This is a genomic window from Flavobacterium sp., from assembly GCF_040379285.1.
In the GTDB taxonomy this organism is placed as follows: Bacteria; Bacteroidota; Bacteroidia; order Flavobacteriales; family Flavobacteriaceae; genus Flavobacterium.
On record NZ_JBEILJ010000065.1, the window covers coordinates 1 to 12066 of the forward strand.

Annotated in this window: 14 protein-coding genes; 5 read left to right on the forward strand and 9 right to left on the reverse strand. The window is 39.9% G+C overall.

Annotated elements, in window-relative coordinates; translation table 11 throughout:
- Window positions 1-86 precede the first annotated feature (86 nt).
- Genes ABWO12_RS11055 through ABWO12_RS11070 form a run of 4 tightly spaced genes read left to right on the forward strand, consistent with a single transcriptional unit; the run spans window position 87 to window position 2073 of the window.
- Entirely contained in the window at window positions 87-425 is a 339-nt protein-coding gene (locus tag ABWO12_RS11055) for a TM2 domain-containing protein (protein ID WP_353088990.1), read from the forward strand.
- Window positions 426-441: 16 nt separating this feature from the next.
- On the forward strand, window positions 442-846 hold the full coding sequence (locus ABWO12_RS11060) for a DUF2752 domain-containing protein (RefSeq protein WP_353088991.1): 405 nt from the start codon (window positions 442-444) through the stop codon (window positions 844-846).
- On the forward strand, window positions 843-1286 hold the full coding sequence (locus ABWO12_RS11065; RefSeq protein ID WP_353088993.1) for a hypothetical protein: 444 nt from the start codon (window positions 843-845) through the stop codon (window positions 1284-1286). The genes ABWO12_RS11060 and ABWO12_RS11065 overlap by 4 nt, the downstream gene beginning before the upstream one ends.
- The gene (locus tag ABWO12_RS11070; protein WP_353088995.1) at window positions 1273-2073 is read left to right on the forward strand and encodes a M48 family metallopeptidase; all 801 of its coding nucleotides are present in this window, start codon (window positions 1273-1275) and stop codon (window positions 2071-2073) included. The genes ABWO12_RS11065 and ABWO12_RS11070 overlap by 14 nt, the downstream gene beginning before the upstream one ends.
- Window positions 2074-2110: 37 nt before the next feature.
- Here the strand turns inward: ABWO12_RS11070 and ABWO12_RS11075 are convergent, their stop codons facing one another.
- Genes ABWO12_RS11075 through ABWO12_RS11085 form a run of 3 tightly spaced genes read right to left on the reverse strand, consistent with a single transcriptional unit; the run spans window position 2111 to window position 4912 of the window.
- Window positions 2111-3151 (reverse strand): aldo/keto reductase, encoded by a 1041-nt coding sequence (locus ABWO12_RS11075; RefSeq protein WP_353089009.1) that lies wholly within the window; start codon window positions 3149-3151, stop codon window positions 2111-2113.
- An 8-nt stretch (window positions 3152-3159) separates the two neighbouring features.
- Window positions 3160-4125 (reverse strand): OmpA/MotB family protein, encoded by a 966-nt coding sequence (locus ABWO12_RS11080; RefSeq protein WP_353088997.1) that lies wholly within the window; start codon window positions 4123-4125, stop codon window positions 3160-3162.
- A 10-nt stretch (window positions 4126-4135) separates the two neighbouring features.
- On the reverse strand, window positions 4136-4912 hold the full coding sequence (locus ABWO12_RS11085; RefSeq protein ID WP_353088999.1) for an exodeoxyribonuclease III: 777 nt from the start codon (window positions 4910-4912) through the stop codon (window positions 4136-4138).
- A 202-nt stretch (window positions 4913-5114) separates the two neighbouring features.
- Between ABWO12_RS11085 and ABWO12_RS11090 the strand changes: the two genes are divergently transcribed.
- Window positions 5115-6911: a GNAT family N-acyltransferase gene (locus ABWO12_RS11090; RefSeq protein ID WP_353089000.1), complete on the forward strand. Its 1797-nt coding sequence runs from the start codon at window positions 5115-5117 to the stop codon at window positions 6909-6911.
- Window positions 6912-6959: 48 nt separating this feature from the next.
- Here ABWO12_RS11090 and ABWO12_RS11095 read toward each other — a convergent pair whose 3' ends face one another.
- The 6 genes from ABWO12_RS11095 to ABWO12_RS11120 form a co-directional block, all read right to left on the reverse strand.
- Window positions 6960-8354, reverse strand: coding sequence for a PQQ-dependent sugar dehydrogenase (locus tag ABWO12_RS11095; RefSeq protein WP_353089001.1), 1395 nt, complete (start codon window positions 8352-8354; stop codon window positions 6960-6962).
- Window positions 8355-8466: 112 nt separating this feature from the next.
- Window positions 8467-10134, reverse strand: a complete 1668-nt coding sequence (locus ABWO12_RS11100; protein WP_353089002.1) for a DUF4139 domain-containing protein — start codon at window positions 10132-10134, stop codon at window positions 8467-8469.
- Between the two features lie 23 nt (window positions 10135-10157).
- The gene (locus tag ABWO12_RS11105; protein WP_353089004.1) at window positions 10158-10685 is read right to left on the reverse strand and encodes a hypothetical protein; all 528 of its coding nucleotides are present in this window, start codon (window positions 10683-10685) and stop codon (window positions 10158-10160) included.
- A gap of 68 nt (window positions 10686-10753) precedes the next feature.
- Complete coding sequence (locus ABWO12_RS11110) at window positions 10754-11152, reverse strand: hypothetical protein (RefSeq protein ID WP_353089005.1); 399 nt, start codon at window positions 11150-11152, stop codon at window positions 10754-10756.
- On the reverse strand, window positions 11152-11346 hold the full coding sequence (locus tag ABWO12_RS11115) for a hypothetical protein (RefSeq protein WP_353089007.1): 195 nt from the start codon (window positions 11344-11346) through the stop codon (window positions 11152-11154). The genes ABWO12_RS11110 and ABWO12_RS11115 overlap by 1 nt, the downstream gene beginning before the upstream one ends.
- A 159-nt stretch (window positions 11347-11505) precedes the next feature.
- Entirely contained in the window at window positions 11506-11967 is a 462-nt protein-coding gene (locus ABWO12_RS11120) for a hypothetical protein (protein WP_353089008.1), read from the reverse strand.
- Window positions 11968-12066: the final 99 nt, after the last annotated feature.

Sequence of the window (12066 nt, forward strand, 5' to 3'; positions counted from 1 at the left end):
GGGAGCCAATCGATGCGGCATTTCAAGAAAAATAGTTATTTTTAAAACCTATAATTTAAAATTTAATCAACAAAAAAACAAAAATTATGGATTCACAAAAAGTAGACATGTTCATGATGATGAACTCAAAATATTTTGAAGCACATCATTTACCCGCTATTCGCGAGCGTTTGTTAAGTTTGGATGAAGCTAAATGGGGAATGGTACAAACTGCTCAGTTCAAAGAACCAAGTACAGCATTAATTATTTCAATTTTTGCTGGAGCTTTTGGTATAGATAGATTTTATATAGGAGACACTGGTTTAGGGATTGCAAAATTACTAACTTGTGGTGGGGTAGGGATTTGGAAAATTGTTGATTGGTTCTTAATTATGGGAGCTACTCGTGAGAAAAACATGGAAAATTTCCAAAACGCGATTTACTAATACGTACTGAAAAGTTATGACCCGAAACCGGCTATACACTTGGGTGTTACTGCTCTCCGTTTCGGGTTTTTTGTATCTAGTTTACGCACTTTTTGGCCCTTCGGATGCCCCCATTCATGTTTGTATTTTTAAAAACGTGACCGGCTATCCGTGTCCCTCTTGTGGGACTACGCGGTCATTAATTGCGCTGTTTCACGGTAATTTCACGGAAGCGATTTACAATAATCCCTTGGGCTATGTGATGGCTTTGGTTATCCTTACCGTTCCTCTTTGGGTGCTCCGTGATGTGTTCACTCAAAAAGCTGATTTTTTTATTTTTTATGGCAAAATAGAAGCTTTTTTTACCCAGCGTATTCCTATGCTCTTGGGGATTGGCTTAATTTTTGCCTTGTGGATGTGGAATATTTATAAAGCATTATGATACAAACCGTTCAATTTCCCTACAAACCTTCTGAGCACGAGGCTGAAAAGGCTTCCAACAGTTATTTGATGTCTCTGGTTGCTTTGGTCGCCGGACTACCGCTGCCCATCATCAATTTAATTGCCACATTTTTCTTTTACATTGCCAATCGAAAAGGCACTTATTATGTGCGTTGGCATTGCACGCAGGCGTTATTTTCGCAAGCGGCGTTATTGTGTATGAATAGTTTTGGATTCTGGTGGACCATCGATATTATTTTTTATAATCATCCGGTGAGTAGTACCTATTTTGCCTATTTATTTACGGTAATTATTTTCAATATCACCGAGTTTATTTCAACCATTTATTTGGCGGTCAACACCCGAAAAGGAAGGCATATCGAATTGTGGTTTTTTGGCCCTTTAACCAATTTAATCTGTAAACCCGATGGCACAAAATAAAGTTATTTTACAAGGCGTTGTTTTACTCGCACTCTTTTTTGGTCTCTTTTTTGGCTTGCGTCAAATCGATTTTGTCAAGGTTTTTAATATTCGACAAACGCAATTGAATACCGCGTCAAAGTTGGGAGACTTACTTTGGGAACAAGTCGAAGAAACCGAAATCATCATTCATAACGATACACTTCAAAAGACCCTGGATTCATTGATGCAACCTTTATTGGAAGCCAACGATATACCCAAGGATTCCATTCGTTTGCATTTGATTGAAAACGATGCTGTAAATGCATTTGCCATGCCCAACAACCATTTGGTGGTGTATACGGGTTTAATTAAAGCCTGTACCAAACAAGAGTCGGTGCAAGGCGTATTGGCGCACGAAGTGGCACACATTCGCAAGAATCATGTGATGCAAAAGTTGTCGAAAGAAATCGGATTGAGTGTATTGCTTGGTGCCACAGGAAATAATGGCGCGCTCATTCGTGAAATTATCAAAACCTTGTCCTCCACGGCCTATGATCGCGCTCTAGAAAAAGAAGCCGATTTGACCGCCGTAGATTATATGATGAAGGCAAAGATTAATCCGCAACCTTTGGCTGATTTTATGTACCAGTTAGCCCAAGAACGCGCTCTTCACGACGGTTTTGGTTGGATTTCAACCCACCCCGAGTCGGAAGATCGTGCCGCTTACATCCTCGATTATGTGAAAGGAAAAAAACTAGGCAATCGCCAGGTGCTTAAGCCCAACGATTGGGAAGCATTCAAACGACAAATCGAAGAAAATCATTAAAAAAATACCTGACTTTTTTGGTCAGGTATTTTTGTATTTAAGGCGCGGGATTCGGATGCCGTTCTTGAATTTTTTCAATTTCACGGCATAGTTCTTTCGACAACACCACCGAAAAAGCCGCGAGGTTTTCTTCCAACTGACGGACACTTGTAGCACCGATAATGGTTGAGGTTACAAACTGTTGTTGATGCGTAAAAGCGAGTGCCATTTGTGTGAGTGTTAACCCATGTTTTTCGGCCAACTCTTTGTACAAACGCGTAGCTGTAAAGCAATTTTCGTTGGTATATCGTGTAAAATTTGGAAACAATTTCATCCGCGATTGGTCGGGATAACCGTCAAGGTATTTGCCCGTTAGAAATCCGAAGGCCAACGGAGAATACGCCAACAAGCCGACTCCTTCTCGGTAGCATAATTCGCTCAACCCCACTTCATACAGGCGATTGAGTAACGAATAGGGATTTTGAATGGTGACAATGCGTGGCAATCCATGGCGCTCACTTTCTTGCAAAAAGCGAACGACGCCAAAAGGATTTTCATTCGAAACACCAATATGTTTGATTTTACCATCTTTGATCAGACCGTCAAAAACCTGTAGGACTTCTAGCGTACTGTCGTGCCATTGGGTATCAAATTCGGTCAATCCCCGTTTGCCAAACATATTCATAATCCGCTCAGGCCAATGCAATTGATACAGGTCAATGTAGTCGGTTTGTAGGTTTTTCAAACTTAACTCTACCGCTTCGTGCAGACTCTTTTTGGAAAAATCCAAGGGTTGACGAATGTATTCCATCCCACGATTGGGTCCGGCAATTTTAGTGGCAAGGACCAACTTTTCGCGTTCACTCGCTCCAATTTTCTTAATCCATGTCCCAATAAATCGTTCCGTACTGCCAAAAATTTGCGCATTTCCACCGATAGGATACATTTCGGCTGTATCGATAAAATTAATCCCGTGTGCGATGGCGCAATCCAGCTGACTGTGGGCTTCGGCTTCGGTATTTTGATTGCCAAATGTCATGGTGCCGAGGCAAACGGTACTCAATTCCAGCTTGGTATGGGGTAGATGGGTGTAGGTCATCATGGAAATTATAATTCTTCCAACATTTTGGAGATTTCATCCAATTTTGGTGTCAGGATAATTTCAATACGTCGGTTTTTCGCTTTTCCTTCAGCGGTGGTATTGGGTTGCAAAGGCGCGTATTCCCCACGTCCAGCAGCGGTTAAGTTTTGACGGTTGATGTCTTTATTTTCCGAAAGAATATTGACAATCGCGGTGGCACGTTTGGTCGATAAGTCCCAATTGCTTTCGATCCCGCCACCAATGTTTCCTAAGATTTTATCATCATCGGTATGCCCTTCAATCAACACCGAAATTTCGGGGTTTTGCGCCAAAACTTTACCCAATTCGACTACGGCTTTTTTTCCTTCAATACCTACAGCCCAGCTTCCGGTTTGGAACAACAATTTGTTTTCCATCGAAACGTATACTTTTCCGTTTTTCTGTTCAATAGTCAATCCTTTTCCTTCAAAAGCATTTAAGGCACGGGAAAGGTTGTCTTTCAGGCGTTTCATATTGGCATCTTTAGCCGCAATGTAAGCCTCCAATTCGTTGAGTCGTTTGGAGCTGGCTTCCAATTCGCCACGTAATTTGTTCAAACGTTCTTGCTCGGCAGCCATGGCTTTTTCTTTAGCCTCCAATTGCGCCAACAGCTCTCGGTTTTTATTGATGTTGTTACTCAGGGCTTCGTTGCTGTCTTTTTCCAAGGCCGAATAAGCTGCTTGTAAATTCTTTAGGCTTTTTTCAGAAGCACTGAGTTCGGTTTGAAGTTTATCGCGATCCGCTTTCAGTTTGTCATACTCTGCTTTCAGTTTGGCCGCATCGGTTTCTAATTGCCCTTTTGCTTTTTGTAACTTTTCATTTTCATCTGAAATCTGGCGATTTTCTTTTTTCAAATCGGCGTATTTGCTCTCCAATTCGTTATAAATTTTCTTAGAGACACAAGAGGTAGTTAAGGCCACCAAGGTAAAACCTAAAAACACTTTTTTTATCATAATCATTTATTTATGGGGTTTGTTTGTGTTCAATTTCGACAACAATAGGGCAGTGGTCTGAATGTTTCGCTTCGGGTAAAATAACAGCCCGTTGCAAGCGGTCACGCAACGATTCACTGACCAAGTTGTAATCAATGCGCCACCCTTTATTGTTATTGCGAGCATTGGCGCGGTAACTCCACCAACTGTATTGATGAGGTTCTTTATTGAAATGACGGAAACTATCGATAAATCCCGACTTCATAAAGGCATCCAACCATGCGCGTTCTTCGGGTAAAAATCCAGAAACCGTGGCATTGCGAATCGGATCATGGATATCGATGGCTTGGTGACAAATGTTGTAATCACCACCAATGACCAAGTTCGGAACGGTTTGTTTAAGTGTATTGATGTAGTCTTGAAAATCGTCCATGTATTTGAACTTGTGGTCCAAGCGTTCGCTATTGGTTCCCGAGGGCAGATATAAACTCATCACCGAAAGGCCGCCAAAATCGGCACGAAGGTTACGTCCCTCAAAATCCATATGAGCAATGCCTGTACCATAAACTACATTGTCGGGTTTAATTTTGGATAAAATCGCTACTCCACTGTAGCCTTTTTTTTCTGCTGGAAAATAATATTGATACGGATAACCTGCTGCTGTAATGGCATCGGTTGGAATTTGATTCTCAGTAGCTTTAATCTCCTGAAGGCAAATTACATCAGGGTTGGCGTGTTGCAACCAATCAAGAAATCCTTTGGTGATGGCCGCTCGAATTCCATTGACATTGTAAGAGATAATTTTCATGAATGGGTCAAAAATCGTTTAGGAAATTCGTTCCTATTGTACGTTGTTCAAAAATAGGCAATTCAAGGAAACTCTTTGAGCGATGTGGAAAAATTATAATAAATGTTTAACCTTTTTGGGGAAAAGGGGATTTTTTAAAATAGGGATTCCGAAGAATTGTTATCTTTGTTTTTTTACAAAACAGATACAATAAAGCAACTCCATGGGTTTAGTTACAGCGAAAGAAGTAGCCAAAGCAATTAATGCCGACAAATACGGAGTATTGGGGACATTTGCAGGATGGTTGTTGATGAAAGTTTTGAAAATTTCTACACTGAATAAAATCTACGATCGCAATAAACATCTAAGTGAACTTGATTTTTTAAATGCTATTTTGGATGAGTTTGAAATCAAATTTGAAATTCCCGAAGAAGATTTAAAGCGATTACCCAAAGACGGCGCTTACATTACCATTTCCAACCATCCACTAGGAGGAATTGACGGTATATTGTTGTTGAAACTCATGCTGGAGCGGGAACCCAATTTCAAAATCATAGCCAACTTTTTATTGCACCGTATCGAACCGATGAAACCGTATATCATGCCGGTAAATCCGTTTGAGAATCATAAAGATGCCAAGTCGAGCGTGGTGGGAATCAAAGAAACATTACGCCATTTAAGCGATGGAAAACCTTTAGGAATGTTCCCCGCGGGTGAAGTTTCTACCTACAAAGACGGGAAATTGGTGGTCGATAAAGAATGGGAGGACGGTGCGATTAAAGTCATCCGAAAAGCCCAAGTACCTGTTGTTCCTATTTATTTTCACGCTCAAAATAGTAAGCTGTTCTATTTGCTTTCCAAAATTAGCGACACTTTACGAACGGCCAAATTGCCTTCGGAACTGCTGACACAAAAAGGGCGAGTGATTAAAGTGCGTATCGGAAAGCCTATACCTGTAGCCGAACAAAACGAGCATGGTAGCCTAGAGGAGTACTCCGAGTTTTTACGGCGAAAAACCTACATGTTGGCCAACTCATTTGACGACGAAAGTAAATTTCAGGCGTTAAATAGTTCAAAGCCAGCTAAAAATGTCAAGCAAATTGCACATCCCGCTAATCATGACAAAATATTAGCAGAAATTGATGAAGTCCGCAAGGGCGATTACCGTTTGCTGCAAAGTAAAAATTATGAAGTCTTTTTGGTCTCGGCCGACAAGATTCCCAATATTCTTCATGAAATCGGTCGCCTTCGGGAAATTACGTTTAGGGAAGTAGGAGAGGGCACGAATGAATCCTTGGACTTGGATAAATTTGACAAGTACTACCAGCATATGTTCTTGTGGGATGAAGAAACCCAACGCATAGCTGGAGCATATCGTATGGGATTGGGAAGTGAAATTTTTCCGCAATACGGTATCGATGGGTTTTACTTAAACGATTTGTTTCGCTTTGAACCCGAATTGTATCCCATGATGGCCCAATCAATCGAGATGGGCCGAGCGTTTATTATCAGAGAGTACCAACAAAAGCCTATGCCGTTATTTTTGTTGTGGAAAGGGATTGTGCACACTACCTTGCGTCACCCCGAGCACAAATATTTGATTGGCGGAGTGAGTATCAGCAATCAGTTTACCGAATTCTCAAAGTCGTTGATGATTGAGTTTATGAAGTCGCATTACTATGATCCGTATGTGGCGCAATACATTCATCCCAAGATGGAGTATAAGGTAAAATTGAAAGATGCCGACAAGGATTTTGTTTTCAATGAAGCCGAAGCCGATTTGAATAAATTTGATAAAATTATTGATGAAATCGAACCCGGGAATCTGCGTTTACCCGTTTTAATAAAAAAGTATATTAAACAAAATGCACGCGTGATTGCGTTTAATGTTGACCCATTGTTTAATAACGCTGTCGATGGGTTGATGTATATCCGCATCGCCGATTTACCAGAAAGTACGGTGAAACCCGTGATGGAGGAATTCCAAGCGGAACTTGAACGAAAAATGGGGGAACGATAATCCTCAAAGAGAATAAAAAAAGCCCTTTCAACAAGGGCTTTTTGATTTTTATTCACGAATGATTTTCTCCGTATACCTTAGGCCGTCTTTTTCCAATTGCAAGAAATAGAGCCCAGGCGTTAAACTGTTCATGTCGATGGTTTGCAACGTGCTTTGCTCAGGTTGAATCGTTTGTATAATTTTCCCAGAAACATCCAAAAGCGACAAGGCTTGAATAGCATATTGTTTTGGGTTGTTTAAAACAACTATTCCATTTGAAGGATTAGGCGCCAAAGAAAGACCCAAAGCAGCAAAAGTCTGTGAACCCAATGAGGTGTCAGTAATGCGGAACAACGACGATCCTCCCGTGATATACAATTCGCCATTTACATCTTCACCAAATGAAGTAAAGAAGTTATTGCCATTAAAATAGGGTGTATAGGTAATCGCACCCGAAGCTATATTGAGAATCCCCATACGATTTTGGCATAAATCGGCAAAATAATATTTATTCAACATGTTAGGATATAAGGTTCCTGTGTAAACATATCCTCCTGTTATCGAACAACCACCTGTAGCGGCGTGACTGTATTCTGCAAAAGGTGCAATCATTCCCGAAGTATTCGCACAGGTAGCAAATACAGAAGTTCCTTCAAAGCATTTCCAACCAAAATTTAAACCTGTATTGGGTAAAGGGGCTTGAACCCGATTGATTTCTTCCATAACATCTTGACCCACATCGGCAATCCATAAATCACCGGTTAATCTGTTGAAAGTGAATTTCCAAGGATTGCGTAACCCCACCGCCCAGATTTCTTGTTTACCACTTTGATTAACATACGGATTTGTGGGTGGAAAGCCATAATTGAGTGACCCTGCCATAGTATTGACATCTAAGCGCAGCATTTTCCCTAGATATACACGGGAAGGATTGGACGCATTAACCGTCATGTTTTGCGCATAATTTTGCGGATCACCACCGCTACCGCCGTCACCCATACCGATGTATAAGTAGCCATCGGGTCCAAATTTCAAAGTTCCTCCATTGTGATTGTTGTACGGTTGATCGATGGTCATTAAGATAGTCCCTGTAGGATTGGCCACATTGGGGTCGGTACTACTCACGGTGTAGCGCGCAATCACAGTATCTCCAGAAAGATTGGTATAATTCACAAAAAACTGACCGTTGGTTGCATAGTTGGGGTGAAAAGCGAGACCGAGTAAACCTTGTTCGCCCGAACTAGTAGTTAGGGACGAAATGTTTAAAAAAGGAGGAGTCAAAAGGGCATTGTTTTGGATAATCCGAATTAAGCCTCCTTGTTGGACTACAAATAATCGGTTATCGCCACAATGAGTAATTTCAACGGCATTACTTAGTCCAGTGACCACGGTTTGTAAGGCAATAGTCTGTGCTGAGGTGATAAATCCCAAACCCATCAGTAGTGAAAATAGTATTTTTTTCATGGATTAATTTATTTGCCGAAAGATACAAAAAAATGATAAGGGTTTGATTGTCAATAAAAAATCCCGAGTTTCCCCGAGATTCTTGGCATAAAAATGTTTGTTTAGGTTAGGCTTATAAATTATCAATGATTTTATCTTTTGGATAGCGCACCTTGTAACTGATTCGGATTTTCTTGGATTCGTTGGGGGCCAATTTGAGGTCCCAAGTCATGAACCCCGTTTCGGGATTGACCGATGCTTTTCCGTCTTCCAACAATTCAATCGTGATGTCTTTGTCTGAACTCAACGGGTGTTGGTCTTTTAAAGTCAAATTAATTTCTTCTTTTTTGTTGTTGCGAATGGTGATGTCGTAGGTAAACGTTTGCTCTTTGTATGAAGACAAAAACTTGGTGCCTGATTTATCCACCACTTTTTCGCGTTTGATGGAAATCTTTTTGTCGCGACCCATGCTCAAACTCAAGGTATCGCCTGTTTGCTCGGGATTGATGAAGGTTTTGCCCACATTCATTTCTTCAAAAACAATATTGGCCTCGCCCGGTAACAAATTGTATTGCCCGTAGTTGTCAATTTTAGCCAACAAATAAGCTTCTTTCTCCAATCGTGGCGCACTGTAGAATTTGTAAGTCGCCGGAATCTGCATTTCTTTCAACGACACACTGTGCATTTTTCCATTGGACAACACATCATACGGAATGTCAATGTCGAAAGTGACGTTGAGTTGGGATTCGGTGATTTGGGTGTAGTCGTCGATGCCATTGTCAAATTCACCGTCAGCATTGCTAGAATCCACTACTTTATCCTCGGATTTAAATGTTTCATTTAATGTATAGGTATTGCTAGCATTTCCCAATGTTATTACTTCTTTAGATCTATTGGTTTGATACCTCAAAAACCACGCTTGCTGTAACGGCGCTTCGTTGCTTTGGTTGGGGTTGCCGCTCGACAAACTCATTTTGATTTTTTTCCAATCGATGCCGGTCGTTTGCCAAACTTGGGCTTTGTACAGCAATTGAATGGGGTCTTTAATGCTGTTGGTGCGTAAGTCATACATGGGTTTCCAACCTGCGCTGTTGGTGATGTACGAAAAATTCAAAGTCACAGTACCCGCGACTTCGTTTAAGACTTGTACCACCAATTTCCCCTTAGACATTTTTTCTTCCTTGGCGGTATTCAATTGCAAACGCGCATTTAAGTTGGCCAAGGTTTTATTCCACTTGGTTTCTTTTTCTTTGAAGACTTCAATTTGGTTGTCGAGTTCGATGCGTTTCGCTTTATAATACTCCACCATTTTCATCAACTCGGCGGTATTCAAACCCGAATTGGCACCGCCCACTTGTTGATTGTTGTCGAGGAGTCCGATGGTTTGTTGGTGGGTGTAGATTTGAATTTGGACTTTCTTAATTTCTTTCTTAACGATTTCAATACTGTCGCGTACTTTTTTAATGGCGGGATTACTCTCGTCAATTTCGTATTCGGAGATGTAATTTTTAGTAAATTGCACCGACATTACGGTTACCGATTTCGGAGCTTTGATTTGCAACGTACTTTCGTTGATGTAGTCGGCTACATTTTTAATTACAATCTCACTATTTCCTACGGGCAAATTCAGTTGAGCCGAATGCTGCAGTTCTGCGCCGTTAAAGTATACCGTGGCACCTTGTGTTTTGGCGGTGGTGAACAAGGGTTTTTGACCCCAGATGCTCAAAGGAAGGAGCAATAACCAAAGGATATTTTTCATGTTTGTTTTGGGATGGGTTAGGATTGTAAACGGCAGTTTCATGGGTTCTATTGTTTAGAATTGTACTATTTTAACTGGAAATAATATTCTTTTCGGTGGTACCAACTCGATTGATTACCGTTCGGATAACTATGTACATAGCGTAAACAGATGCGATTGTCACGTAACGAAAACACCACCCATTTACCATTGTAAGGGGCGCCGCGTTCTTCTGAAAGTAAGTTGACCATGAGCGGATTGTCACTGTAAATTAGCGCCGCTTGATGGGGTGATTTTGTGAAATCCAAAAGGGTTTGCCCCACCAGGGTGTTGCCGGGTGTGCCTACATAAACCTCTGAAATATCTATTCGGTGGTTGGGACTGTGTTCGTGCCATCCGGAATGATAGTAATAAAGGAGTTCCCATTGGCTTTGGGGTGTGATTTTTTGATCGCTTTCTTTTTTGGGATTGGAATTCCATACCGCAATAGTCGCCAAATCCCGTTTAATGATATCAGGATCGGTAATGCGGGTAAAGTATTTCTCCAAAGGAGTATCGCTTTGGGTAAAACTCCAAAGGATAAGACATATCGGCAGCAAGAGCATTTTTTTCATACAATGGCTTTTCCATTAAGAGGAGCTATTGTATGAAAAGGTTGGAATTAAATAAAAATATTTAAAAACTATTCTTTTTTGTAAATAATAATTTCAAAATATTTTATATTATTACGATGGGTAGATTCAATTTCAAAATTAATTCTTTCTCTGTATGGATGATACCATCTAAAAAATTTGATAAATTTTATGAAGTTTCTTTTATGATATAAATCAATATTAAAATATATCCTACTATTTGGATATTTTTCTAAAAAATCAAGGATACAATTACAAACCTTTATTCTTAAATCATTCACTAAAGAACCATTTTCGACAGCTAATAAATTCAATAGAACAAGATTGAATCTATTATGTCTTAAATCTTCATGTAAAGTTAATTGATATGGGATTTTTTGATTTTGGCAAACTACATTAAATTCATAGACATGACAGTCTAGAGTAAATCCGTAATGAATTTCATCCATTAACTATTAACATTAACCCCAGTGGCATTACTGAACCTTTCTAAAGCATTAGCAAAAAAATCATTTTTTGTTCTAATAGCTTCTTTAATTCTTGAAATTTTCTCTGGGCTTGGATTTCTATCTACAGATAAAGTTGCACCTCTTTTATTAAGGTATTCATACAATTGAACCATATCTTTGTTTGTAGTTTTCATGATTTTGGTAGTTTGTTGTGTAAAATTATGTGCAATATTAAAAAAAAAATCAACACATCGTTAAAAACCACAATTTTATCGACGAAATGCATGATTTAACAATTTTTAATACCTTCTGTTACTTCAATTATTGAGTTTTATTAACAAAATTTATTAATTTCATTTATTTTCTTTTTCCAACGAAATCCCAAGGGCAATAATGTTGGGAAAATAGGGAAATTCAAACGTGTTTTTTAGGGTAAAGGTATACGTGCCGGCTTCCATTTTTTTTCCTGTAAATAACGCTTGCTTCACATCACAAACATCCCCGGTACAATCGCCCAATTCTTCCCCTTTCTCATTTTTTAGCGCGAGCGAAAGGGTGCCATTTTCACTCTGGTGGGTTCCCGCGAGTTCCCAAGTCATGGGCAAATTTGGAAATTGTGACCCATAAACGATACTTCCTTCCACAAATGCACTGTACGTTCCACCTTCTTTAAGGGTTAGGGTTATTTTTTTAGGTTCATTTTGCGCCCACTGACGGCTTTCAGGAAAATCAATCATTTCCCGAGCCCCTTTATTTTGTTGGCAAGCTATAGTGATTAAAAGCAAAAATGTAAGGAGTCCAAAGGTTGTTTTCATGGTGATGGTGTTCGTTATTCCTTAAACGCAAAGAACGTTGGAATCGTATACCTTTAGAATTCAAAATCTTCCAACTGTAAACTATCCAGAGCAATGGTA

Excerpts from the sequence above, each read along its gene's own strand:
- ABWO12_RS11055 (WP_353088990.1), top strand. The coding sequence starts at position 87 with ATGGATTCACAAAAAGTAGACATGTTCATGATGATGAACTCAAAATAT.
- ABWO12_RS11060 (WP_353088991.1), top strand. The coding sequence starts at position 442 with ATGACCCGAAACCGGCTATACACTTGGGTGTTACTGCTCTCCGTTTCG.
- ABWO12_RS11065 (WP_353088993.1), top strand. The coding sequence starts at position 843 with ATGATACAAACCGTTCAATTTCCCTACAAACCTTCTGAGCACGAGGCT.
- ABWO12_RS11070 (WP_353088995.1), top strand. The coding sequence starts at position 1,273 with ATGGCACAAAATAAAGTTATTTTACAAGGCGTTGTTTTACTCGCACTC.
- ABWO12_RS11075 (WP_353089009.1), bottom strand. The coding sequence starts at position 3,151 with ATGACCTACACCCATCTACCCCATACCAAGCTGGAATTGAGTACCGTT.
- ABWO12_RS11080 (WP_353088997.1), bottom strand. The coding sequence starts at position 4,125 with ATGATAAAAAAAGTGTTTTTAGGTTTTACCTTGGTGGCCTTAACTACC.
- ABWO12_RS11085 (WP_353088999.1), bottom strand. The coding sequence starts at position 4,912 with ATGAAAATTATCTCTTACAATGTCAATGGAATTCGAGCGGCCATCACC.
- ABWO12_RS11090 (WP_353089000.1), top strand. The coding sequence starts at position 5,115 with ATGGGTTTAGTTACAGCGAAAGAAGTAGCCAAAGCAATTAATGCCGAC.
- ABWO12_RS11095 (WP_353089001.1), bottom strand. The coding sequence starts at position 8,354 with ATGAAAAAAATACTATTTTCACTACTGATGGGTTTGGGATTTATCACC.
- ABWO12_RS11100 (WP_353089002.1), bottom strand. The coding sequence starts at position 10,134 with ATGAAACTGCCGTTTACAATCCTAACCCATCCCAAAACAAACATGAAA.
- ABWO12_RS11105 (WP_353089004.1), bottom strand. The coding sequence starts at position 10,685 with ATGAAAAAAATGCTCTTGCTGCCGATATGTCTTATCCTTTGGAGTTTT.
- ABWO12_RS11110 (WP_353089005.1), bottom strand. The coding sequence starts at position 11,152 with ATGGATGAAATTCATTACGGATTTACTCTAGACTGTCATGTCTATGAA.
- ABWO12_RS11115 (WP_353089007.1), bottom strand. The coding sequence starts at position 11,346 with ATGAAAACTACAAACAAAGATATGGTTCAATTGTATGAATACCTTAAT.
- ABWO12_RS11120 (WP_353089008.1), bottom strand. The coding sequence starts at position 11,967 with ATGAAAACAACCTTTGGACTCCTTACATTTTTGCTTTTAATCACTATA.